Below are 24,224 nucleotides of genomic sequence, written 5' to 3' on the forward strand. Positions count from 1 at the left end.
CATCTCTTATAAAGAGTGGTGGAGGGACTGGCCCGATGAAACCCGGCAACCTTTCAATAATGTTGAAAAGGTGCTACATCCTGCAGAGCTTCCGGCTTTGCGAGATAAGAGAGGCAGAGTCTTTACGTAAAAGCCCCTCTCTCTAAGCAGAGGGGCTTTCGTATATCATCAGAATTTCATCTTTAACGACAGACAGTATAAGTTCAACTAAAACGATGCCGGCGCCTTTACAAGGGCTTGGCTATCACCAGTAACGAAAGGAATGTGTTGAAAATGGCAAAAGTGAAAGAAGGTTGGCAAAGGTATCACACGATTTGGGGGTTGCTGTTGTTGGGGTGGGTCATTTCCTATATCGACCGGACGGCAGCTGGCCCCATCATCACCTATATGATTGAAAATGAAGTATCATTTTTCGCTAATGTAGATAATCCACATGGGATTGGCGGATTGATCGGAAGCTTGTTTTTCGCAGGATTCATGCTGATGCAGTTCCCTGGCGGGTATTTTGGCGACAAATTCGGTTATCGCGCCGTCATTGTCTGCAGTATTTTTTGGGCCGGTGTTGCCACATTGCTCACTGGTTTGGTTGGCGGTTTGATTGCATTCATCGTGTTCCGTGTCCTGTTAGGGCTTGGAGAAGGTGTGTTTTACTCGAATGACCGCTCCTATATCGCCTATCACACACCGGCTAATAAAGTCGGAACCGGGATGGGGGTCGTACTGACCGGTGTGTCCATCGGCCTGACTGCAGGGCTGTTGGGAATTCCATACTTGTTGACAGTTGCGGAGCCATTCATGGGCATCGATGCATGGCGTTTTCCTTTCTATGTAACCGGAGCGCTGACCTTGGTCGTCGGATTGGTTTTATATTTCTTTTTGAAACCGAAGGCCAGTACTGTTCAGCCAACCGAAAAGTCCTCACCGGGCATCAAAGCGAACTTTGGAAAGACATTCGGTTATATGACGGGGTATTCGGCGGTGTTCCTGCTCCTCGTGATGGGGATCTACTTCGCTTCTGTCCAACTGAACCTGACAGAAGTATCCATCGCATTCATCCTGGTGGCACTATGTCCATTGCTGATTTTGTACTTGTACATGACCAAGAAATCCGAAATCAAGCCATTGTTGGCCAATAAGAATCTCTTTTTCCTGTACTTATTCTTCATTCCGGTGATGTGGCATCTATGGTTCTATGGTTTCTGGTCCGTATCGATTGTGCAGGATTTTGGAGGAGGCGCCTTGATGGCAGCGGCATTGGTAGCTTCCTTCAACGGGATTGCCGGGATTATCGGATTCCCGCTGGGGGGCAAAATTTCCGACTTAGTGGCGGATCGCCCGAATGGACGGCGTAATGTGCTTGTCGTTCTGACGGCTGTATTGACGGTGCTTATCTTTGTTTTTGCTGGCTATGTCATGATGGGCTATAGTCATCCAGTGGTCATGTCGGTCATTCTATTTGTATCCGGCCTATTCTTTTTCGCCTTGCAGCCTGTTGCCCATGCACTGGCATCCGACCTCACCCCGCCGGAGAACAAGGGGTCCATGTTCGGTATGCTTAACCTGATTGCAGAAATCGGTGCGGTGCTGGCGCCGGTGGTCTCCGGTGCGATTCGCGACCAATCCGGCAACTGGGGCTCTGCACTCTTGCTGGATGGCGCTTTGATGGCTGCCGGCCTGGTTCTTGTAATTGCCATATCCGGAAAAGCTGTCGCGAGCTCGGCCGTTGGCAAGAGTGCTTAGGTCGCAGGAAATAGACGTAGCTACTTTCCATGAAAGACAGGAGGATGGGTCATAACGAGGTGGTATGAAGCGAAAGAACGTAACAATGCAGTGAACCAGCGGAGGAAATATGCGCAGATTCCAACGGGAGGAAAGGCCTAGGTGAGACCCCGAAGTGCGATAGCATTCGGAGGCTCACCAGCCGCCCGTGGAAAGCGAAGTAAGTATATTTCCGAAGCGGGTGTATACCACTCCCTTTTGATTTAAATACATATCGGGTTGACAAAGGATAATGGGCTCCGATATAATTACTTCGAATTCGAGATAATTATAAAGGAATGGTATTCATGACTGATCACGATCAGCGTAACAATGACGAGGAGTTGTCCCTGAAGTTATTTGTGGTGTTGTCCCGTGCCTTGCAATCCATCAAAAAGCGGGTGGAAGAAGATATCAAATGTCTGGGCCTCAATCCAACAGAGTTTGCGGTTCTTGAACTGATTTATAATAAAGGTGACCAACCCATACAGAAAATCGGTGATAAGGTCCTCATCGCAAGCAGCAGTATTACCTATGTGGTAGATAAGCTGGAAAAGAAAGGATTCTTGAAGAGAAGACCATGCCCCGAAGACCGACGGATCACCCATGCAACATTGACAGATGCCGGAAAGGATCTGATGGATGACGTCTTCCCGAAGCACAAAGCTGCCATGCAGGACATATGCAGTGGCCTTGATGCACAAGAGAAAGAAGTATTGATCGATCAACTGAAAAAATTGGGATACCATGCCCAGGGTATCTAAATTTTTTGGATAATATCTCGATTTCGTGATAAATTAATTCATATCACTCATTCGCTTCAAAAAATCAGAGTTGCTTTAGATCATAATCAATCCTAGGACAGAGGAGGGGAGATAGATGAACAAGAAGACGGCGGGAATCCACCATATTTCTGCCATTGTCGGTCATCCCCAAGAAAATGTAGACTTTTATGCCGGAGTATTAGGACTGCGTTTAGTCAAGAAGACCGTGAACTTTGATGATCCGGGCACCTATCACCTGTACTTCGGAAATGAAGGTGGAAAGCCGGGAACGATCATCACGTTCTTTCCATGGGCAGATGCGTATAAAGGGAGAGTCGGCGCAGGCCAGGTCGGTGTCACTTCCTATGTGGTTCCAGTGGGCGCGATGGGATTTTGGGAAGACAGACTGGAAAAGTTCCACATTCCTTTTACAAAGACGGAGCGCTTTGGAGAAGAAACCCTGCAATTTGCGGATCCTCATGGGCTACATCTGGAAATGGTGGAAAGGGAAGAGGGAAATGTAAATACCTGGAACTTCGGCAATGTAACGCCGGATGTGGCAATCAAAGGATTCGGGGGCGCAACCCTGTTATCCAAGCAGCCGGCAAAGACAGCACAACTCTTGGAAGAAGTGATGGGACTTGAGAAAGTCGGCACAGATGGGGAGTTTATCCGTTACCGTTCCTTTGGTGACATCGGCAATGTCATCGATATAAAGCTGACCAATAGTGCTGACGGACTGATGGGGGTAGGGACCGTCCATCATATTGCATGGCGGGCCGATGATGACAAAGACCAGCTCGATTGGCGGAATTACCTGAAAGGGTTCGGATACGGGGTAACACCGGTGAAGGACCGCCAATACTTTAACGCCGTTTACTTCCGCGAGCATGGAGAGATACTATTTGAAATAGCGACAGATCCGCCTGGTTTTGCGCATGATGAGTCACCTGACACGATGGGGAAAGAGTTGAAACTGCCGAAGCAGTATGAACCACATCGCACCACCATTGAACAGCATGTCATTCCAATTGATGTGAGAGAATTGGACTAAGCACTTTGCTATCCAATAAGGAGGGGAAACCATGCAGAAAACAGCTGGAATCCATCATATAACAGCGATGGTCAATGATCCGCAGCGGACGATTGATTTCTATGCCGGTGTATTGGGATTGAGGTTGGTGAAAAAGACGATCAATTTCGATCGCCCGGAAGTTTACCATCTTTATTTCGGCAATGAGTCAGGGGACCCGGGCAGTATCATCACCTTCTTTCCGTGGCCAAAGCAATTGAAAGGGCGGATCGGCATTGGGCAGGTTGGTGTCACCAGCTACATCATCCCAGCTGGTTCGGCCCCATTCTGGGAAAAGCGGCTAGAGAGCCATGGTGTAAAAACCACTGCGTCCAACCGGTTCGGGGAAGCATATATCCAGTTTGAAGACCCTGACGGCCTGCCCATTGAACTGGTGGAAAGAAAGGAAGGTCCCTCTAATCAATGGAGCGTGGGCAATATTGACCCGGAGGTTGCTGTCAAAGGGTTCGGCGGAGCTGTCCTGCATACAGTCCAGCCATTTAAAACTGCTGAAGTGCTTGAAGATGTATTAGGGCTCGAAAGCATGGGACAGGAGGATGGGTTTCTCCGTTTTAAAGCGGAAGGACAGCTTGGAAATTCCATCGACATCAAACTGACCCCATCTGTCCGCGGCTTGATGGGCGCAGGAACGGTTCATCACATCGCTTGGAGGGCGAAGGATCAGGAGGATCTGCACAGATGGAAATCGAGATTGGAAGAGAAGGGACTATATCCGACAGAAATACGTGAACGTCATTACTTCCAATCGGTTTATTTTCGGGAAGAAGGCGGAATTCTTTTTGAAATAGCCACAGATCCACCAGGGTTCACGGTAGACGAACCGATGGACAAGCTGGGCGAAGGGCTTATGCTGCCTCCTTGGCTGGAATCCAAGCGTGCAGATTTGGAAAAGACATTGCCCCTTGTTGAGGTTCGAAAAGAAGACACTGAATAATGGAACAGGTAGGGCTGTTTCACCTTTGCTGCTGATAGGCCAGCAATACAAGAAGTGATCTTCAAAAAGAATGAATATCTTTAATTAAAAATAAATACCTTGAATTCATAATGAATGAAATGATAATATATGAATTAGGCGAAAATCTATGGGAAGGAGCATCATATGTCAAACAGAATGGAAGTTGGAAACTTTTTACTTCGCATCATGTTAGGGGCAGTGTTTTTGGCCAATGGCCTTTCCAAATTCCAACAAGGAATTGGAAATACGGTCGGCTGGTTTGAAAGTATAGGAATCCCCGGATTTCTAGCATACGCCGTCGCAGGGATTGAATTGATCGGCGGTATCGCCCTAATCCTCGGATTGGGCACCAGAATTGCCTCCATTCTAATGGGAATCATCATGCTGGGCGACATTTTCACCGTTAAATTTCCGGATGGATTCTTGAATGGTTATGTGTATGACCTGGTACTGCTGGTGATTGCTGCACACTTGACCTTGAATGGAAGCAGGTTATACTCCCTCGGGAGATGGTTGAGAAAAGGCAGCGAAAACGAACAATCCTTATCCAAAACAGCGTAAATATCTCGAAATAGGAAGAAGTGAAAACGAGATATAGTTATAACCCCCCACCTTTTGGGGATAGAAGAACATGGGAACATTGAAAATGGCTCATTTTCAATGGAGGTGGTTCTTATACGATCAGAGAAAAATTCTCAAGAAAAGAAGGGATACACATGGGATTTTTACAAAAACTATTTGGAAAAGAAGAAGAAAAGGAGACAAATACTATGTCAAACGTTAAATTAGCAGTTGTATTCTACAGCATGAGCGGAACCAATCATCAAATGGCTAAATGGGCTGAAGAAGGTGCAAAGGAAGCAGGCGCCGAGGTGAAAGTGTTGAAGGTGGAGGAACTTGCTCCGCAATCAGTCATTGAGGAGAATGAAGTATGGAAGTCGACCGTCGAAGCGACAAAAGACGTTCCAACCGCTACTTCCGATGATATCGAATGGGCAGACGCGATCATTTTCAGCGTACCAACGCGTTTCGGAAATATGCCTTCCCAAATGAAGCAGTTCCTTGATACACAAGGCGGATTGTGGGCAAGCGGCAAAACGATCAACAAAGTAGTAAGTGGTATGACTTCTGCACAGAATCCGCATGGCGGCCAGGAAGCAACACTGCTATCCCTCTATACATCCATGATGCACTGGGGTGCGATCATCGCAACTCCTGGATATACAGATCCTGTATTGTTCGCCGCTGGTGGGAATCCATATGGCACAAGCGTATCCGTCGACCAGGACGGCAACATGGTCGAAGATGTCGAGGGTGCTGTGAAGCATCAGGCAAAGCGTACAGTAACTGTTGCAGAGTGGGTCAAAAAAGGAAATCAATAAGAGCTGTTATGTTGGAGAGGAGTCGATCATATGGATCGGCTCCTTTTTTTATGTGGGTGATGCGCGGCCCGAGTGGGGGTGCTATGGCCTGAGTGGGAGAGTGCGCGGCCCGAGTAGGAGGAGTTGCGGCCTGAGTGGGCGAGTGCATGGCCCGAGTGCGGGGAGCTGAGGCCTGAGTGAGGTAGTACATGGTCCGAGTGCAGGGAGCTGCGGCCCGAGTCGCGACTGCTCACGCCCGAGCTTTGCGTCATGTGTCCCCATTAAAAAGATAGAATTAGGCAGAGTGTGATCATTGAATATATAAGCAAATTATTATATATTCATTATATTATTATATAGTAATCACTGGAAGGGAGGTGGAAGGTCGTGGAGAAAACGACGGTGGAAATCGAACAGGCTGCGATGATTTTAAAGCTTTTGGGAGATAAGACACGGTTGACGATGATGAAGATTCTGGACTCCCATGACTGCTGTGTTTGTGAATTCGTGGAGATTTTCCAAGTGAGCCAGCCGTCGATCAGCCAGCATTTGCGTAAATTGAGAGATGTGGGGCTGGTGAAAGAGGAGCGGAGGGGGCAGTGGATTTTTTATTCCATTCGGAAAGAACATGATTATTATCCATTTGTCCGGCAGGTGCTGGAACAGCTGCCTGACCAGGAATATCGCTTGAAAGAGTTGGAAGCAAACGGTTCGCGAATCACTTGTTGTTAATTGGAGGGAAATGTTTTGTCATCGACGCTTATACTAGCAATTTTAATTTTTCTTATCACACTTGTTTTAGTTATTTGGCAGCCGAAAGGGCTGAACATCGGCTGGTCGGCCATCGGCGGTGCGGTCGTCGCCTTGTTGATGGGGGTCGTCGGGTTCAGCGATGTGCTGGAAGTAGCGGATATTGTATGGAATGCCACGCTGGCGTTTGTCGCTATCATACTTATTTCCCTGATTCTTGATGAAATCGGCCTGTTTGAATGGGCTGCATTACATATGGCCAGAATTGCGAGAGGCAATGGAATCAAGATGTTCGTCTATATCAGTATATTGGGTGCGGTAGTGGCGGCCTTTTTCGCAAATGATGGTGCTGCACTGATCTTGACACCGATTGTACTGGCAATGGTCCGGAATTTGAATTTCAAAGAAAAGATGATCTTTCCATTCATCATGGCGAGCGGCTTCATAGCCGATACCACCTCACTACCTTTTGTGGTCAGCAACCTGGTGAATATTGTATCCGCTGATTTCTTTGGCATCGGGTTTGTCGAATATGCTTCCCGGATGATCATTCCGAACCTTTTCGCACTGACGGCAACGATTACGGTATTATTGATCTATTTCAGGAAGAGCATTCCGAGATCTTATGAAGTTTCGAAGTTAAGTGAACCGGAAGATGCCATCCGGGACAGGAAAATGTTCCACCTGTCATGGTATGTCTTGGGACTATTGCTGATCGGCTACTTCGTCAGTGAGTTCATCCAGCTTCCTGTTTCCATTGTCGCTGGTATCATCGCGATTTTCTTCTTGCTGATGGCAAAAAACAGTGAGGCGGTAGATACGAAGGCCGTCGTGAAAGGTGCACCATGGGATATTGTGTTTTTCTCCCTGGGGATGTATGTCGTCGTGTATGGACTTGGTAACGCGGGACTTACTGGAGCCTTGGGAGTGGTGATCCAGGCGGCAGCTGAACAAGGACTGTTCGCGGCAACGATGGCAATGGGTTTTATTGCAGCATTCCTGTCATCCATCATGAACAATATGCCAACCGTGATGATAGATGCTTTGGCAATTGCGGAAACCAATACATCCGGCACGATCCGGGAAGCGCTCATCTATGCCAATGTGGTCGGTTCCGACTTAGGGCCGAAAATCACACCGATCGGCTCGCTCGCGACATTGGTATGGCTCCATGTCCTTTCCCAAAAAGGAGTGAAGATCTCCTGGGGAACCTATTTTAAAATCGGGATCGTTTTGACCATACCGATCCTGTTCATCACCTTGCTCGGTCTGTATCTGACCTTACGGTTGATGTAATTAATTATTAGAGATAGCAAAACCTAACATAAAAGGGGAATGAATATGTCGAAGAAAACCATCTATTTTCTGTGTACTGGGAATTCTTGCCGCAGCCAAATGGCAGAAGGCTGGGCGAAGAAGCATCTGGGAGACGACTGGGAAGTAAGGAGTGCAGGTATCGAAGCACATGGGTTGAACCCGAATGCAGTCAAAGCGATGAATGAAGTGGGCGTTGATATTTCTGATCAACAGTCGGAAATCATTGATATGGATATCCTGAACAATGCCACCATGGCTGTCACCCTTTGCGGGGATGCTGCAGACAAGTGCCCGGTGACACCACCGCATGTAAAGCGGGAGCATTGGGGATTTGATGATCCGGCAAAAGCTGAGGGAACGGAAGAAGAGAAATGGGCCGTATTCCAGCGTGTCCGTGATCAGATCGGGGAGAGAATCAAGCGCTTTGCGGAAACTGGTGAATAAATGATCCAACGCTTACAAGTATAGTGGAAGAACAATCAGGCGCACATCTTCGGGAGTGCGTCTTTTTTACAGGGATTCGTCCCTTGGCTCAGGAAGAGAGCAGAGACTGGCCAAGTGTCATGTAGGTGGAATGTCCCACGTGGATATTATTGTATTTTATTAATTTATTATTGAAAAACGATAAATAATGTATTAAACTCATACTGACAATAATAAAATGAGGTGCTTAGAATGAAACGTGGGTCTACACTCCTTCTGAAGATAGCTGTTATCCTAATCGGAGTTCCAATTCTCGGCTTGTGTATATTTTTATTGCCTCAAATAGCGATGGAGGCTTTTGAGCAAGCAGGCAATGGAGCAGAGTTGGCGTATGTGGTGTTTGGCATATTGATTATTCTGTATCTATCTGCGATACCGTTTTACTTTGCGTTGTACCAGGCATTTCGGCTTTTGAATTATATTGATCAGAACCGAGCCTTCTCGCAAACTTCTGTCCAGTCTCTCAAGAAAATAAGAACCTGTGCCATCACCATCAGTGGCTTGTATGTGTTGGCCCTGCCGCTCATCTTTGTGATAGCAGAGTGGGATGATGCACCAGGTCTGGTATTAATTGGTTTGGTCATTGCGGGGGCTTCCATGGTGATCGCAGTCTTTGCTGCTGTACTGAAAAAACTGCTACAAGAAGCGATCGATATAAAATCAGAAAACGATCTGACAGTCTGAGGTGAATTAAATGGCTATCATAATCAATCTAGATGTCATGCTGGCGAAAAGAAAAATGAGTGTAACCGAACTTTCGGATAGGGTCGGAATCACGATGGCAAATATCTCCATACTGAAGAATGGAAAGGCCAAGGCCATTCGGTTTTCCACTTTAGACGCCATTTGCAAGGCCCTGGACTGCCAACCTGGGGATATATTGGAATATCGTGAAGATGAATAGGGGAAGAAGGGGAGGCTATGCATGGATGGAATGCAGCTTCTCCCTGTTCATTCACCCAATTAAGGGGTGCGCAACTCTGACGACTGGTATTCAACGTAAGAATCACCAACCAGGAGCTCTATATCGATAAATCCAGGGATAGACGGATCATATCCCTGCATTGTATTCCATTCTCGAAGATTTCATCGTGATAATGCCTGATGAAATAGTTGATATCAATACCAGTTATTCTGAACCCACATTTTTGGTAAAGGGCAAGTTGTCCGATGCTGGAATTGCCAGTACCGATTTCAATCGTTTTCCATCCCTTATCTTTGGCCGTTTGAATGGCATTCCTTACTAACTGTTTACCGATGCCTCTGCCGTGGTGCTTTTCTGCAACAGCAATATTCACCAATTCTACGGTTCCAGGTCTGGTTGGAAGCAATACATAAACGCCAATAATCTGGTGCTCACTTTCCGCTATGAAACATTCTCCCCTTTTTACATACTCCTCGACAATAGCTCTGGAAGGGTCTGCCAGCAACAACAACTCCATCGGCGGATTTTCCTGTTTTCTTAGTAATCGAATATCCATATTGTGCTCCTCTAAAAAAATTCAGAAGTCTACTTAAGGCTAAGTCTCCCTTTTTAAGACAATGTTGAAGTGGCCCAAGCAGCCTCCACTTGACCCTCACCCATCAACCGTTTCCTATCGGGCTCCTGCAATTTCCCATGGAGTGCCCTTTTCGGTTCAGGATGTTTTTGACATTCACGACAGCATTACCGTGATACACCTGTCCGAAGACTTTCTCTACTTCCATGTACTCTTCTTCACTAACTTGTTGATCCTTAAGCATTTTTTCGAACCATTGACTAACTATTTTCGGGGAAACGTTACCGGCGATGGAGGAAAGCCGGTCATATCCGTATGACACTTTTTCTGCTAATTCTTCTTCTCCACCTGCATAAAAATAAAAATCGGTTCGGTCCAATCCATCTTTAATCTCCTGTATCTTCTCTCTGTGGCCAGCATCTTTCACTCCGACTACCAAGTCCATTCCACTTAATTCCATAATGCTTTTTGCCGACAGATCAAATCCGGTCCTGTTCGGGTTATTATATAAAATGGTTGGCTTATTGCTTAGATGTATGATCTTCTTTGAATAAGTCAATGCCTCTTTTTGTGTCGGTATAATGTACGGCGGATAGCCAAGCATGATGCCTGATAATCTTGTAGAGTGAATCTTTTCAGCCAATTCCTCGGCCTCTTTCTGTCTGATGGAACTCACGCCAACTATAATTTCCATATGATTGATAAGTTCTTCTTCCTGTTCCAGACTGTCTACCAGTTCCATTTTCTCCTGGAGGTTCAGGCTATGCTGCTCTCCAGTGGTTCCAGAGACAAGAACAGACGTTATCCCTTGTCCATACAGATCCTTTATATGGCTGATCGTTCCTTGTGTATTCAATGATTCATCCTCGAAAAAAGCTGTTGGTACAGCAATATGAACGTTTTCTGTCAGCATGATGCATATCCCCTTTATCATTTTTGTTTATAAGCTGGGTCAGTTTCTAAAATCTATTCATGATAGAGTCGCCAGCATAAAGTAGATTACAGTCCTTTATGGAGCGATCGCCACCTTGGAACCCTAATTTCTAAGCCATAACTCCCCAATGGTGATGAAGAGAATAACTACTACTAATATGACCCAAATCTATCCATCTGGAACTGATAAATATGACATGCGATCCCCCCATCTATGATTGATTCCGGTCACTAATCCAAGGTCCCCTTCTCTTCCTGGATTTTATTGGCTGAATTCATAATTGAACAAAATGAAAGCCATAAATAATAATTCGGGAGTGGGTTCATCATCAGAATGCATGATTAATTGATAAACAGAGTTCATTGTCCTATCTCCTGTTGCAACAGTCCTATCATCCCGGTTGATCTCGGTTTTAGCATTCATCCCAGAAGACTTGAATTGATATGTATTTTTCCCAACTTCAAGAAAGAGGCTCTCCTTCAATTTTGCTGAGTTTTTCAGGGAATAATCCGTTTGGATGGTTCCAGCTCTTTGTTCATTATGATAAACAACCCAGTATTTATTTCCGCGAATTTTATTTTCTCCTTTTTGCTGGAACATTACTTGGTCATTATTCGCCAACGAAAATGACAGGTTTAGATACCATTGGCCTGGATTGTCTAATACATCTGCAATAACCCGTTTCCACCAGCTATTATAGACACGATGGTATGTCCCTATTGACGTTTCGCCCTTATACAGTTGTTTGGTGGTAGTCGATACGCGATCGCCCAGACGGGTGGACAGGTGATTTTCTCCTTGGACAGGGAGGAAATCACGATCTTTGTTATACTGCCATTTCATGATAAATAATAGTATTACAGAACCGGCAGGTAACATAAGAAGTAATAGCAGTTGACTTCCTTCAAATTCACCTAAAAAGATATAACGGAGTGATAGTCCGATGAAACCAAAGATAAATAATACAATTAACCGACCCAAGATGCTGCACCCCTTTCTAATCAAGTTGGTAGATCACTAGAGTGTTCTCAAGCATTCACCCACACTAAAATCTATTTGTCATTCTCCTTGTTCCATTGATACGGTATTTTTGACCAATTGTATAAAAGAATCATCAAGAACATCGTCATAAAAATGCCTATATGATCCACCCAATCAACCTCTTTTTCCGTCAGCAACTGCCAAGCGATTGATGATATAAAAAATATGATGGGAAATCTGATGCTTCTCCTGAACAATTAGCGTCACCTCCATCCATTGATAACCTCCAGTTAATTTGCTGTCCTATGACACAAGGCCAAGCATGACATGAAGTATACTTCCATGTTCATTTCCCCCTTTGTATGTCCATTTTTGTCCTTATAGCATAGCAGGCTGCTAATGTTGCTGCCAAAGGGAAGCGGATGCGATTCCATCATGGCATGGACGACACGGTCAAATGGATCCATCCCGTCAATAAGAGCAAAAATGCCATGAACGCAGTCGAATAAAGCAATGGTTTTCTGGCTATGTTATGCTCATTGATTCGTTTATAAGCAATGAATCCTAATAGAATCGAGAGCACCCATACCGTTAACCCCCATACGGAAAACAAAAAAGCTGAATTCGCAATCCAGCAGATGGTGACAAACAAATGAAACAGCATCAGAATCGAAACGATAATATTCATAATACTTCTCCTTATATATGTACGCGGTAAAATGGTGGAAGGACCCCCATCAGGGAGTCCTCCGATGTCATGCCACCGTTTAAGAGGTGGCCGTAATTCTTGCTATTCCTTACTTGGAGCGATGATGGGTATCACGGGTGCCTTTTTTCGCTTTGTCGTCCGCCGGCTCGCCAACAGCTGCTGCCGCACCACCAAATGGATCAAGAGCAGATGCAATGGTGTCTTCAGGAGCCACACCTACACCACTTCCCACTGAATTGCCGTGACGTCTGCGCTTGTTGTTTTCAGCCATCTGAATCACTCCTTCGTTTTTATAGGAAAGTGCCATGGTTTCAGCACCTTCCCATCCCATATTTTGTCCAAAAGGGATGAATTTACGAGAAGGGATTACTGAACGGCTTTTTGAAATCTTCTGCCTTTGACGTTTTATATCTATGTCATACGGATACTGTACAAGAAATGTTTCAAATTTTTCGGATTGTCTGCTCTTCAGCCTGTTTTTTCTGTAAATCTCCATGTCGCGGGCTAGGGAGAAGGAATCTTATAGATAAACCACAAAAGTATAAACGGGCAGTAATAAACAGAAGCTATTAAGAGGAATGTAAATTATATGTTAAGTTTTTCAATTACATATTTACTTATACCTAAAAGCCGTTTAATAATGGGGGAGGCAAACGCCAAATTTCGACAAATGGGAAGGTAGGTTCCAACCATGGAAATAGATGTTCAAACACTGATTTTTGAATTTATCGGAGGTCTTGGTATTTTCCTCCTGGGTATTAAATATATGGGCGAGGGCCTCCAAAAAACGGCTGGCGACCGACTGAGGGGTGTCCTTGATAAATTTACCAGCAATCCTTTTATGGGGGTGCTGGCAGGTATTGTGGTAACCATTCTGATCCAATCCAGTTCGGGCACAACCGTTTTGACGATCGGACTGGTGAATGCTGGCTTCATGAGTTTCAGACAAGCTATCGGGGTCATTATGGGGGCGAATATCGGGACCACCGTCACCGCCTTCATCATCGGTATCGACCTCGGAGAATATGCATTGCCGATCGCAGCGGTCGGTTCATTCCTGCTTTTCTTCTTTAAAAATCCGAAAATCAATCACATCGGTCAGACGATATTTGGCTTCGGTGCGCTATTCCTAGGGTTGGAGTTCATGAGCAGCGGGATGTCCCCATTACGTGGACTGCAGGCATTCCAAGACTTGACGGTCAGCATGAGTGCAAACCCTATTCTTGGAGTTGTCATCGGTACCGTATTTACCGTGATTGTCCAAAGCTCCTCGGCGACCATCGGGATCCTCCAAGGGTTGTTCTCCCAGGGAGCTATCCCGCTAGATGCAGCATTGCCCGTCTTATTCGGGGATAATATCGGTACAACAATCACAGCGGTTCTTGCCTCCATCGGAGCGTCTGTGGCTGCTAAAAGGGCGGCATTTACACATGTGGCCTTCAACCTGATTGGTACGGTCATTGTACTGTTGCTGTTGGGCTTCTATACCCAATTTGTATCATATCTGCAGACCACCTTCGATTTAGGTCCGGAAATGACAATCGCTTTTGCTCACGGAAGCTTCAACATTACCAATACGATCATCCAGTTCCCATTCATTGGTGCGTTGGCTTGGCTGATGGTAAAACTGGTACCGGGTGAAGATGTGATGGTCGAATACAAACCGCAGCATCTTGACCCTATCTTCCTTCAGCAATCATCCTCATTGGCGCTGGACCAGGCGAAACAAGAAGTCTCCCATATGGGTGAATATGCGGTTAGGGGATTGGAAGAAACCAATCAATACTTGGCAACCGATCAGACCAAGCATTCTGAAATGGCCATGCAGCTGGAAGGGGCCTTGAATAATCTGGACAAGGAGATTACCAACTATTTGGTCAACATCTCTACAGATTCTCTTTCTGAAGCAGACAGCGGCAGGCATACGTCCTTGATGAACACCATAAGGGATATCGAAAGGATCGGGGACCATTTTGAAAACCTGATTGAGCTTGTGGACTATAAGAGAGCTCATAAAGTCAAATTGACAGACCAAGCCATGAAAGAACTCCATGATATGTTCGACCTGACCATTGCTACGGCGAAACAAGCCGTCAAGGCATTGGAGAATTCGGACAAAGAAGCAGCGCTTGGTGTTGTTCAAAAAGAGGAAGAAATCGATAGAATGGAGAAAGAGTACCGTAAGAAACACATCATCCGGGTCAATGAAGGCCAGTGCAGCGGTACAGCGGGGATCGTATTCGTTGATATGCTCAGCAACTTGGAGCGTATCGGGGACCATGCGGTCAACATTGCAGAGGATGTGTTGGGAGTATAACAGCACTCCCATATAAAAAGTATAGAACAAAACGGCACCCAATTGATGGAGTACATCGGTTGGATGCCGTTTTTTTAGTTAAATTGTCCTGTGGATTCTTCCACCCGTGGTACATGCCAGTCGAGCAAAATCTCAAAAAGTTTACATTTATCTAGGATTGTTTCCATACAATTCTTTTGGAGGTGATTGTAATGGCAAGGGTGGCATATACCTCGAAAGACATTGATCTGATAGCAAGGATGATGAGGGCAGAAGCCGTTGGTGAGGGGCGGCTGGGGATGCTTATGGTTGGGAATGTCATTGTAAATCGGGCAAAAGCTGATTGTCTGGATTTCGAGGAAGTCAGGTCGATACGGGATGTGATTTTTCAGGTACAGGGGGGGAATTATTCTTTCGAAGCAGTACAAAAAGGCAGCCTTTTTTATAGTCCAGCAAGAGAAACCGAGAGGAGATTGGCGCGGCAGGTGGTAAAATATTGGAGGCAACATCCTTCCAGGTATGCTCTTTGGTATTTCAATCCGTATGCTCCATGTCCTCCTACATGGTACAGTCAGCCACTTACAGGGCAATATAAACAACATTGCTATTATGAACCAGCAGCCAATACATGTGAAAGTGCCTATAGATTTTGATAAAAACCCCCACATTGTTGGGGGTTCTCTATTGTATGGAAGGAAGCAACGTTCTATTCAGAACGTCATTGCTCAGCTTTTTATATGCTTCCATTGATAACCCTTCAAGAGTTCGATGTTTTTTCAATGTCATCTTCCGTGACGTCCTTCATGGAAGAGTTCACCAAAGTTCCTATGGATCCAATGAAATCTAACAATGCTCCCATTTCTCTCCTCCTGTAGAACAGTTTCATCAGGACCACGATGGTATAAAAACAAACCAAATCATATGTGATTTGGTCTGTTGATCTTGTATGCTGATTTCATCGCTAGCAGGACGATTATCCGGGCCTTACTTCTCTTGTGCCTTCGTCTCATCATCTCTGGGAACGGCTCGGTAGACGACAAAGGACAGGATGACCGCCAGAATGGAAATAGTGAATGCGATGAAATAAACCAATTCCACTCCGGCAACCATGGCGTCATTCATCGTCTGTGGATTGCCTGGGGTAGCGGACTGCTGTAAATAATGACTTTCCCTTGCATTCAAAATGCTGATGAAGACAGAGACACCGATAGCGCCGGCGACAGGCTGCAATGTTGCCATGACAGAGGTGCCATGCGGGTACAGCCGTTTTGGCAGCTGATTCAATCCATTTGTCTCTGCCGGCATCATGATGGCGGAAACAGTGAGCATCAGCAAGATATACCCGGTGATGATCATCCACGGCTCTGTGTTTTCATGGAGACGGCTCAGCATGAACATGGTTCCGCTCAACACGATCGAAGCAGGGATCATCAACAGTCTTGGGCCGAATTTATCAAAAAGGTGCCCCATCACCGGTGACATGATACCGTTCAGGATACTTCCCGGCAACAGGAGTAGGCCAGCTGTTGCCGCGGACAATGCCAAAGGTCCCTGCATGAAGATAGGCAGGATGATCTCCGAAGAAAACATCGTCATCATGATGATGAGGAACATGAAAATGCCGTGCGTGAACATTGGATATTTGAAGACCCTCAGATCGATGACAGGATCCTCCAGCTTCAATTGGCGTACGGTGAATAATGTAATACCCACGACACCAAAAATAATGAAGCCGTACACATCAGGGCTCAGGAATCCGGTTTCCTCTTCGCCTGCGGAGCTGAATCCGTATACGATGGAACCGAAACCGATCGTGGAAAACACGAGGGACAGGACATCGACTTTCGGTTTGGTCACTTCTGATACATTCATCAGGTATTTATAAGCAAAAGCCAAGGAGAACAATGCAAACGGCAGAACGAAGATGAACAAAAAGCGCCATCCGAAATACTCAACAATTACTCCTGAAAGGGTCGGTCCGATGGCCGGGGCGAACATGATGACAAGCCCAACCAGTCCCATGACCTTTCCCCGCCTATGCGGAGGGAATACGAGCAAAAATACGTTGAAGATGATCGGCATCAATAATCCGGTGCCGGCTGCCTGTATAAATCTCCCGGTCAGCAATATCGGGAAAGTGGGTGCCATTGCACAGATTGCTGTACCAATCGTGAACGTCATCATCGTTCCCAAGAATAATTGTCTTGTCGTAAACCATTGCAGCAGCAAAGCTGAAGCCGGGATGACGATCCCCATCACCAGCATGAATCCAGTGGCCATCCATTGCACGGTGGTGATGGTGACGCCGAATTCTTGCATCAAGGTGGTCAAGGCGATATTCAGCAATGTCTCATTCAAAATGGCAAAAAACGCACCGATGATCAAGGAAAGCATGATCGGCATGACTTTGAAGTTGGGGTTTTCGGCTAAGTATTCATAGGTCGGGCCATTTTCTTTCATCATGGAAGCTCCTTCAATGTTATTTGTGCTTTACTACAATACTCCGTGCAAAGGATTCCTTCCACCATTTTGCTCAATAAAAATAAAGTTTTTTTGTTTAGGTATTCCCCATTTTATGGGATTCAGATCATGCCTTCCATCGTTTGATTCTATATACTCGTTTCACCATCCTTGTGCATTTCAGCCAAGTTTTGGGCAGAAGAAGGGCGCAATTCTCTAGTAGAATTGCGCCCGTTGTGTTCTGGGTCATCCCCAAATTTCTTTGGAGACATCGACAATATATTTCAGCTTGGCCCACTGCTGTTCCTCTGTCAGCTTGTTGCCGTGGTGGGTGGAGGCAAATCCGCATTGCGGGCTGATGCACAGCTGGTCAAGCGGCACATACTTGGAAGCTTCTTCTACACGAGCCTTGATTGCTTCCTTATCTTCCAATTCGCCGTCTTTCGAAGTGAACACGCCAAGTACCACCTGTGCTCCGCCTTCAGGGATATGTTCTAACGGTTTGAAGTCACCGGAACGCTCATCATCATACTCCAGGAAGAAACCGTCCACTTTTTCCTTTGCCAGGAAGTTCGGGGCGATCCGGTCATATGGCCCTTCAAATGCATAGGCAGATTGATAGTTTCCACGGCAAAGGTGGGTAGTGACCACCAAGTCCTCCGGTTTGTCTTTGAGCACACCGTTGACGACACTCAAAGCGAGGTCGATCAGCTGATCCCGCTCGAGATCGGTTTTGGCAAATGGAAGTTCCGGCGCACATAGTCCGGCAATATACACATCATCGAGCTGCAAATAACGGCAGCCGGCATCATAGAATGCTTGAAGTGCATCACGGTACGCTTGGATGACATCATTGGCAAAGTCTTCGATATTCGGATAGATCTCCTCGTTGCGGATACCGGCATTGAAAAATTGGTTCGGGCTCGGCAGGGTCATTTTTGCCACTGCACGATCACCGACAATTTCCTTGAATTCCTTGAAATCTTTCAAGTGTGGATGGTCCGGCGTGAAGGAAATTTTATCCGTTACCCGGACGTCATATGCCTCTGTCTCCACTCCAACAAATTTATAGCCATGTTCCGGCACATATCCCTCCACACCGTTCAAATGCTCCATGAAATCGGTATGCCAGAATCTCCGGCGGAACTCTCCATCCGTTACTGCCTGGAGGCCGGCTTCAATCTGCTTGTCGACAATGCGTTTGATTTCTTCCGTTTCAATGGCACGCAGTTGTTCCCCTGTAATGGTGCCTTGTGCGAAGTCCTTCCTTGCGTCATGGATGGACTGGGGGCGAAGCAGGCTGCCAACGTGGTCTGCCCTGTAAGGTGCTTTGATGGCCGTTTTTGTCATTATATTTCCTCCCTGATTTGCTTTTTATTTGGTTAACGTCAGTGTAGCATGGGAAGGAAGATATAAGGTAACACTTAAAAACTATCTCTTGCTATAGCCTGAAGCTATAACAAGGGGCTAGACGGGATCGCCATGTTGGATGCTGCTATTAGACTCATAGGAATATTGCCTGTTGATTGATTGGATCTTAGGGGATCCACCCCATTCCTACCCTTTAGTTCTTTTTCTTGCCATGTCAATGACTTCCCCGATGAAGGGATCATTCTCTTTTATTTCCGCTAGTGTCTTGCCGCCTTTTCTCACCTGGTCACATTGTTCATCTATATCCTGTCTCACAGAGATGGGGACGGCATGCTGTACCAACATTTTCTTCAGTTCCATGATTACTTTTAAATCATCGTTCAACATGGGACCGGACCTCCTTTTCACTTTCTTGTATCCAGTATGGTTGGGAAGAAAATTTTTAGACATGGACAGTTCTTTCAGGCACTCAGATTATCACTTTTTTCAAGAATTGGCTCTTTTGTAAAAATAATAAAATTGCTCCCGATGGGACTCTCCCGTAAAATAAAAACCAGATATACATAGAAGAGAATGATGTGTTGGTCACAAGGAGGGGGCTGAAGATGAATATTAGAGTCGAACTGTTCGTTGCATGTCTGAAATCCTCGGTCGAATTTTACCGCGACGTCTTAGCATTCCAGGTACCGGGTGAATTGGACAGCAGCTATATATCTGTCAGGAAAGGGAACGCTGTCTTAGGGTTGAGCGAGATGAAAAACCTGCCAGACCATCATCCCCTTAAAGCCACAGCTGATCAACGGCCGGGACTCGGGGTGGAACTGGTGCTGGAAGCGGATGATGTAGAACAGGTTTATGACCAAGTGAAAGCTAAAGCTTATCCTATTCATATGGAACTCGCAGACAGGCCATGGGGATTGAAGGACTTCCGAGTAGTCGACCCGGATGGATATTATGTACGGATTACATCCAGCAAATGAACATGGTTGGCGAAAAATGAGAGAAAGCCAGAGTAAGAGGCAACAGGATGTGGAAAATTCATACTGGATGCCGCAATAGCAGAAACAGTAGATGTTAGGAGAGGATACGATGAATAAAGTAGGAATCGTAGGTGGACTGGGACCAGAATCAACCGTCGATTATTACCAGTCCATCATCTCGAATTATCAAGAGCGGCTGGGCAAGAAAGAAGTCCTGCCCGAGCTTTTCATCAACAGTATCAGTATGTACCAGGTGTTTGATTATATCAGCAATGATGATTTGGACGGGCTTGTCACTTATTTGTCTGATGCTGTCAAGAAACTGGAAGCGGTTGGAGCGGATTTCGCGATTATTTCGGCGAACACTCCCCATCTTGTTTTTGATCGAGTGCAACAGCAGGTGAAGATCCCTATGATCAGTATTGTGGAAGAAACCTACCAACAGGCAGAGAAGAAAGGACTGGACAGACTCGGCCTGCTTGGTACAAAGTTCACCATGGAACATGACTTTTTCAAAAAGGCATTTACATCTCGTGACAAGGAGATCGTCGTGCCGGACCAGTCGGAACAACAGTATATACACGAGACGATTGTAGAGGAACTGGAAAATGGAATCGTCAATCAGGAGACTAAAGCGGAATATCTGGCCATTATTCAGCGGTTGATCGAAGAGGAAAATATACAAGGCGTCATATTAGGCTGTACGGAACTGCCGATGATCATCAAGGAAGATGATGTGGACCTCCCACAATTGAACACGACAGGAATCCATGTGCATAAAGTGGTTGAAACCATTCTGGCAATAGACCTGTAGGAAAGGATGACCTCCCCATTGGATGTTCGCTTTTATCCATTGGGGATTCTTTTCGGTATGATAGACTTTCAAAAGATAACAGACGGAAGGTGGGGATATCGTGCAAACCTGTGAAAAGTGCGGAGAGCCGTTCAGCTGGAAGGAAATCTATCAATCGTTTTGGCTGAATTATAAGCCGATTACCTGTGCCAATTGTGGCACCGTCCATCACGTTACCACTCGCGGGAGGGTCCTGTTCACGTCCCTCTCCATCCTGCCCATGATGGTGGTCGGTTTTATCTTTACTAGTTTCAGCAGCTTCTTGGCCACGCTAGGCATAGCCTTGGCAGTTGCTATCGCCGGTTCTTCAATTGCACCATTTTTTGTTACATATGAAGAAGAAACGTCCTGAGGAGTTAGTGGTTAGGGGAGTATGGGACAGCCCAGGTAGCGGGAAGGCCTCGTTTACCGGTGTTTCCCAGGGGTAGGCCTTGTCCTATAGCCATTCATTAAACTTGTCGAGGCTAGTTATAGAAGGAGAATGTCTCATGAAGATAAATTTGCTCATTTTCGTGACGAGCACAAAGGGGGAGCAGGTAAATGCTCCTTCTAAACTGATGATGAAAACGGTGGAATCGGACATCCGTCCCATCAAAGGGGATATCCTGGACGACCCCGGCTTTGATCCCGGGTTTCATAATGGATACGAAGTTGTAAAAGTTACCATCCGGTACGCCTCTAATGAATGCTTTGTTTCGCTCACGCCCCTGCTGATGGACAGGGAGGAAATCAGTATGGAATCCTATGTGGAAAGACTTGCAGCAAATGGTTGGCGTGCTGTTCCAAAAGAGGAATTGCCACATATATGAATCGATGGATAACCTGAGTGCTGGATAGGAGCGCGCGGGATATCCTCCGGAGAGAAGGGATATCCGCCGGAGAAGCAGGAAATCAGCGGTAGCACCGGTTTATCAGCAGAAGGCGCGGCGTATCCCCAGGAGAGAAGGGATATCCGCCGGAGCAGCAGGAAATCAGCAGAAGCACCGATTTATCAGCAGGAGGCGCGGCGTATCCTCCGGAGAGAAGGGATATCCGCCGGAGCAGCAGGAAATCAGCAGAAGCACCGATTTATCGGCAGGAGCGCGTCGGAATCGGCAGGAGGCGCGGGATATCCTCCGGAGCAGCAGGAAATCAGCAGAAGCACCGATTTATCAGCAGGAGGCGCGGCGTATCCTCCGGAGAGAAAGGATATCCGCCATAGCAGCAGGGAATCAGCCGTAGCACCGGTTTAACGGCAGGAGCGCGTCGGAATCAGCAGGAGGCGCGGCGTATCCTCCGGAGAGAAGGGATATCCGCCATAGCAGCAGGGAATCAGCGGTAGCACCGGTTTAACGGCAGGAGCGCGTCGGAATCAGCAGGAGACGCGGCGTATCCTCCGGAGAGAGTAGATATCCGCCGGAGATGCTGGAAATCCGCCGCAGCATCGTTTTATCAGCAGAAGCGCGTCGGAATCGGCAGGAGGGGCGGCGTATCCCCAGGAGAGAAAGTAAATCCGCCGGAGGAGCAGGGAATCCGCTGGAGATGCTGGAAATCCGCCGCAGCATCGTTTTATCGCCAGAAGCGCCTCGGAATCAGCGGTAGCACCGGTTTATCAGCAGGAGAAGCGGCGTATCCCCAGGAGAGAGTACATATCAGCCGTAGAACCAGCCCACAGCCCTGGCTCTATATAAAAGAAAATGCAGAACGTGCTTGGCGTTCTGCATCTTTCTATACTAACCGCCGGGGAATTTTTGCTTCCGCAGCATGTCGGCAACCCCTTTGTAATATGGTTTACTGAAGAAGGTAGCGACGAAATTGGTCCATGTGCCGGTACGGTTATTGCTTGATCGGTCCTGCAGATATTGGGAATATGTCTCATTATATTCTTCCAGCAGTGGCCCCAATTCATGATTGTAACGCTCTTCATGATAAATGGCTTCTTTTGGAAGGCGTGGTTTTTGCCCAGGGTCTTCTGCGGGATGGCCGATACAAAGGCCGGATACAGGGATGACGTATTCCGGCAAGTCCAGGGCTTCGACAACTTCTACCGCATTTCTGCGGATTCCACCGATGGCAACGGTGCCGAGGCCGTATGATTCTGCAGCTGCCACTGCTGTCCCTAGGGCGATACCGACATCTGTCACCCCGACGATGAGCGTGTCGATATCGTTGATGGTTTCCATCGATTTACGTTCCATCTTACTGGCCATATGTGTCCGGTAGAAATCTGCACAGAAGACCAGGAAAACCGGAGCTTCCTCGATATGCTTCTGATTTCCGCACAGCTCCGCCAGCCGCTTTTTGCGTTCTTCATCTTTCACCGCGATGATGGAGTATTGCTGTCCATTGGCCCAGTTGGGGGATGCTTGGACCGACTCGATGATTTGGTCGAGTTGATCGTCAGCCACCGGCTTATCCTGATAGGAACGGAACGACCGGTGGGCCTTCAACGATTGTATGATGTCATTCTCCATGAAATATCCTCCTACGTATGAATCTGAAATACAAGAGAAGTATACCAGAATTACAGAAGTTCCTGAAATATAGGGCATCCGGCCATCTTTGGAATTTTGTATCGTAATCAAAAAAATAATTACGTATGGAAGCGTTTTCTGTTTTAGTGGAAACTGCTATAATTGAATAGGGAGATTGGAATCGTATCTAAATATGGAAATAGCTCAAACAACAAGTCAATCAACAGAGAGTAGGAATGTGAATTGCTCAAGAAACTATCTGACCATGTGTACTATATGCCCCATTATTCAGAGACGGACCGGCCTGCGTTAGGCCTGGTTTGCGGAGAGAATTTCAGTGTAATTGTCGACGCTGGAAACTCTCCTGCCCATGCAAGGGATTTTATGAATGAGATCGAAAAAATGGACGTGGCGCCGGTCAAGTTTGTCCTCCTGACACACTGGCACTGGGACCATGTTTTCGGAATGAAGACGATGGGACTGTTTACCATCAGCCAGGAGAAAACGAAAAAGCAGCTCGAGAAGATGAAAACCCTCCAATGGGACGATGCCTCCCTTGATGCACGAGTGGAGACTGGCGAAGAAATCGAATTTTGCAGGGATATGATCAAACGGGAAATGCCTGTACGGGATGAGTTGGAGCTGATCATACCGGATATGACGTTCCACGACAGGATTGAAATCGATTTGGGCGGCATCACCTGTGTGATGGAGCATGTCGGTGGAGAACATGCTGAGGATTCTTCGATCATTCATATACCCGAGGAGAGGGTGATGTTTCTGGGGGACTGCATCTATCAGGATTTTTATAGCGGGGAGTGGAGCTATGACAGGAACAAACTCTCCACTCTATTGAATAAAGTTGTAAAGTATGAGGCCGACCATTATGTTACAGGACATCAAGCTCCGAAAACGAATGAAGAGATGGGCAGATTCTTGGACGATTTGGTAAGCATCGGTGAAATTGTCGGGGAAGAAGTTGTTGTGGATCAAGCTGTCGCCCAATTTAACGACATTCGGAATGCGAATCCGACAGATGATCAGCTGGAATTCATCCAAAACTTTGTATACGGCAATCGAAAGAAGCGAGCGGAGTGAGAAGAATTTTGTCGAATTTTATAGTTTTTTCTGGCAGGTTGAGAGATGTGGTGAAACCCTTGCAGAGCGTGGGATTGAGGCGGTCGACAGCAGCTGGACGAAAGTGTAT

General features: G+C 46.5%; 28 protein-coding genes and 1 riboswitch. Of the genes, 19 read left to right on the forward strand and 9 right to left on the reverse strand.

Features of this window, described 5'->3' with window-relative positions; translation table 11 throughout:
- Nucleotides 1-3 precede the first annotated feature (3 nt).
- A riboswitch (SAM riboswitch) is annotated at nt 4-111 on the forward strand.
- 162 nt (nt 112-273) lie between these two features.
- The 11 genes from ACFOGI_RS11275 to ACFOGI_RS11325 all read left to right on the forward strand — a co-directional run bounded on the left by ACFOGI_RS11275 (nt 274) and on the right by ACFOGI_RS11325 (nt 9,385).
- The gene (locus ACFOGI_RS11275; RefSeq protein ID WP_390272476.1) at nt 274-1,740 is read left to right on the forward strand and encodes an MFS transporter; all 1,467 of its coding nucleotides are present in this window, start codon (nt 274-276) and stop codon (nt 1,738-1,740) included.
- A 326-nt stretch (nt 1,741-2,066) separates the two neighbouring features.
- Nucleotides 2,067-2,522, forward strand: coding sequence for a MarR family winged helix-turn-helix transcriptional regulator (locus ACFOGI_RS11280; RefSeq protein WP_390272479.1), 456 nt, complete (start codon nt 2,067-2,069; stop codon nt 2,520-2,522).
- A gap of 115 nt (nt 2,523-2,637) precedes the next feature.
- Nucleotides 2,638-3,576 carry a ring-cleaving dioxygenase gene (locus tag ACFOGI_RS11285; protein WP_390272482.1) on the forward strand — a complete coding sequence of 313 codons (939 nt, stop codon included), beginning with the start codon at nt 2,638-2,640 and terminating at the stop codon, nt 3,574-3,576.
- Between the two features lie 31 nt (nt 3,577-3,607).
- A complete protein-coding gene (locus tag ACFOGI_RS11290; RefSeq protein WP_390272484.1) occupies nt 3,608-4,549 on the forward strand; it encodes a ring-cleaving dioxygenase in 942 nt (313 codons plus the stop codon).
- Nucleotides 4,550-4,714: 165 nt separating this feature from the next.
- A complete protein-coding gene (locus ACFOGI_RS11295) occupies nt 4,715-5,131 on the forward strand; it encodes a DoxX family protein (protein WP_390272486.1) in 417 nt (138 codons plus the stop codon).
- A gap of 209 nt (nt 5,132-5,340) precedes the next feature.
- Nucleotides 5,341-5,952 (forward strand): NAD(P)H:quinone oxidoreductase, encoded by a 612-nt coding sequence (gene wrbA / locus ACFOGI_RS11300; RefSeq protein WP_390272489.1) that lies wholly within the window; start codon nt 5,341-5,343, stop codon nt 5,950-5,952.
- Between the two features lie 402 nt (nt 5,953-6,354).
- Complete coding sequence (locus ACFOGI_RS11305) at nt 6,355-6,663, forward strand: ArsR/SmtB family transcription factor (protein ID WP_390272581.1); 309 nt, start codon at nt 6,355-6,357, stop codon at nt 6,661-6,663.
- A 15-nt stretch (nt 6,664-6,678) separates the two neighbouring features.
- Nucleotides 6,679-7,977, forward strand: coding sequence for an arsenic transporter (locus ACFOGI_RS11310; RefSeq protein ID WP_390272492.1), 1,299 nt, complete (start codon nt 6,679-6,681; stop codon nt 7,975-7,977).
- A 45-nt stretch (nt 7,978-8,022) separates the two neighbouring features.
- The gene (gene arsC, locus ACFOGI_RS11315) at nt 8,023-8,442 is read left to right on the forward strand and encodes an arsenate reductase (thioredoxin) (RefSeq protein ID WP_390272494.1); all 420 of its coding nucleotides are present in this window, start codon (nt 8,023-8,025) and stop codon (nt 8,440-8,442) included.
- A gap of 231 nt (nt 8,443-8,673) precedes the next feature.
- Entirely contained in the window at nt 8,674-9,165 is a 492-nt protein-coding gene (locus ACFOGI_RS11320; RefSeq protein ID WP_390272497.1) for a DUF2975 domain-containing protein, read from the forward strand.
- 10 nt (nt 9,166-9,175) lie between these two features.
- Nucleotides 9,176-9,385 (forward strand): helix-turn-helix domain-containing protein, encoded by a 210-nt coding sequence (locus ACFOGI_RS11325; RefSeq protein ID WP_390272499.1) that lies wholly within the window; start codon nt 9,176-9,178, stop codon nt 9,383-9,385.
- A 118-nt stretch (nt 9,386-9,503) separates the two neighbouring features.
- Here the strand turns inward: ACFOGI_RS11325 and ACFOGI_RS11330 are convergent, their stop codons facing one another.
- The 5 genes from ACFOGI_RS11330 to ACFOGI_RS11350 all read right to left on the reverse strand — a co-directional run bounded on the left by ACFOGI_RS11330 (nt 9,504) and on the right by ACFOGI_RS11350 (nt 12,911).
- Nucleotides 9,504-9,962, reverse strand: coding sequence for a GNAT family N-acetyltransferase (locus ACFOGI_RS11330; protein ID WP_390272501.1), 459 nt, complete (start codon nt 9,960-9,962; stop codon nt 9,504-9,506).
- Between the two features lie 103 nt (nt 9,963-10,065).
- Nucleotides 10,066-10,893, reverse strand: a complete 828-nt coding sequence (locus ACFOGI_RS11335) for a dihydrodipicolinate synthase family protein (RefSeq protein ID WP_390272503.1) — start codon at nt 10,891-10,893, stop codon at nt 10,066-10,068.
- Nucleotides 10,894-11,175: 282 nt separating this feature from the next.
- On the reverse strand, nt 11,176-11,895 hold the full coding sequence (locus tag ACFOGI_RS11340; protein WP_390272505.1) for a tubby C-terminal domain-like protein: 720 nt from the start codon (nt 11,893-11,895) through the stop codon (nt 11,176-11,178).
- Between the two features lie 433 nt (nt 11,896-12,328).
- Nucleotides 12,329-12,583: a hypothetical protein gene (locus tag ACFOGI_RS11345; RefSeq protein WP_390272507.1), complete on the reverse strand. Its 255-nt coding sequence runs from the start codon at nt 12,581-12,583 to the stop codon at nt 12,329-12,331.
- Nucleotides 12,584-12,692: 109 nt separating this feature from the next.
- A complete protein-coding gene (locus ACFOGI_RS11350) occupies nt 12,693-12,911 on the reverse strand; it encodes a hypothetical protein (protein WP_390272509.1) in 219 nt (72 codons plus the stop codon).
- Nucleotides 12,912-13,295: 384 nt separating this feature from the next.
- Between ACFOGI_RS11350 and ACFOGI_RS11355 the strand changes: the two genes are divergently transcribed.
- Nucleotides 13,296-14,921 (forward strand): Na/Pi cotransporter family protein, encoded by a 1,626-nt coding sequence (locus ACFOGI_RS11355; RefSeq protein ID WP_390272511.1) that lies wholly within the window; start codon nt 13,296-13,298, stop codon nt 14,919-14,921.
- 191 nt (nt 14,922-15,112) lie between these two features.
- A complete protein-coding gene (locus ACFOGI_RS11360; protein WP_390272513.1) occupies nt 15,113-15,553 on the forward strand; it encodes a cell wall hydrolase in 441 nt (146 codons plus the stop codon).
- A gap of 331 nt (nt 15,554-15,884) precedes the next feature.
- Here ACFOGI_RS11360 and ACFOGI_RS11365 read toward each other — a convergent pair whose 3' ends face one another.
- From ACFOGI_RS11365 to ACFOGI_RS11375, 3 genes are all read right to left on the reverse strand, one after another.
- Nucleotides 15,885-17,360, reverse strand: a complete 1,476-nt coding sequence (locus ACFOGI_RS11365; RefSeq protein ID WP_390272515.1) for an MDR family MFS transporter — start codon at nt 17,358-17,360, stop codon at nt 15,885-15,887.
- 246 nt (nt 17,361-17,606) lie between these two features.
- Nucleotides 17,607-18,710, reverse strand: coding sequence for a 5-methyltetrahydropteroyltriglutamate--homocysteine S-methyltransferase (locus ACFOGI_RS11370; RefSeq protein WP_390272518.1), 1,104 nt, complete (start codon nt 18,708-18,710; stop codon nt 17,607-17,609).
- A gap of 207 nt (nt 18,711-18,917) precedes the next feature.
- Nucleotides 18,918-19,118, reverse strand: coding sequence for a hypothetical protein (locus ACFOGI_RS11375; protein WP_390272521.1), 201 nt, complete (start codon nt 19,116-19,118; stop codon nt 18,918-18,920).
- 218 nt (nt 19,119-19,336) lie between these two features.
- Here ACFOGI_RS11375 and ACFOGI_RS11380 point away from each other — a divergent pair, with 218 nt between their 5' ends.
- The 5 genes from ACFOGI_RS11380 to ACFOGI_RS11400 all read left to right on the forward strand — a co-directional run bounded on the left by ACFOGI_RS11380 (nt 19,337) and on the right by ACFOGI_RS11400 (nt 22,145).
- A complete protein-coding gene (locus ACFOGI_RS11380; protein WP_390272523.1) occupies nt 19,337-19,711 on the forward strand; it encodes a VOC family protein in 375 nt (124 codons plus the stop codon).
- A gap of 109 nt (nt 19,712-19,820) precedes the next feature.
- On the forward strand, nt 19,821-20,525 hold the full coding sequence (locus ACFOGI_RS11385; RefSeq protein WP_390272525.1) for an aspartate/glutamate racemase family protein: 705 nt from the start codon (nt 19,821-19,823) through the stop codon (nt 20,523-20,525).
- A 100-nt stretch (nt 20,526-20,625) separates the two neighbouring features.
- Complete coding sequence (locus ACFOGI_RS11390; RefSeq protein WP_390272527.1) at nt 20,626-20,916, forward strand: TIGR04104 family putative zinc finger protein; 291 nt, start codon at nt 20,626-20,628, stop codon at nt 20,914-20,916.
- 136 nt (nt 20,917-21,052) lie between these two features.
- Complete coding sequence (locus tag ACFOGI_RS11395) at nt 21,053-21,373, forward strand: hypothetical protein (RefSeq protein WP_390272530.1); 321 nt, start codon at nt 21,053-21,055, stop codon at nt 21,371-21,373.
- Nucleotides 21,374-21,965: 592 nt separating this feature from the next.
- Nucleotides 21,966-22,145, forward strand: a complete 180-nt coding sequence (locus ACFOGI_RS11400) for a hypothetical protein (RefSeq protein WP_390272532.1) — start codon at nt 21,966-21,968, stop codon at nt 22,143-22,145.
- A gap of 131 nt (nt 22,146-22,276) precedes the next feature.
- Here the strand turns inward: ACFOGI_RS11400 and ACFOGI_RS11405 are convergent, their stop codons facing one another.
- Entirely contained in the window at nt 22,277-23,017 is a 741-nt protein-coding gene (locus ACFOGI_RS11405) for an NADPH-dependent oxidoreductase (protein ID WP_390272534.1), read from the reverse strand.
- A 243-nt stretch (nt 23,018-23,260) separates the two neighbouring features.
- Here ACFOGI_RS11405 and ACFOGI_RS11410 point away from each other — a divergent pair, with 243 nt between their 5' ends.
- Nucleotides 23,261-24,115, forward strand: a complete 855-nt coding sequence (locus tag ACFOGI_RS11410; RefSeq protein ID WP_390272536.1) for an MBL fold metallo-hydrolase — start codon at nt 23,261-23,263, stop codon at nt 24,113-24,115.
- Nucleotides 24,116-24,224 lie beyond the last annotated feature (109 nt).

Origin of the sequence: Virgibacillus xinjiangensis (assembly GCF_042643145.1) — a bacterium.
In the GTDB taxonomy this organism is placed as follows: Bacteria; Bacillota; Bacilli; order Bacillales; family Amphibacillaceae; genus Virgibacillus_O; species Virgibacillus_O xinjiangensis.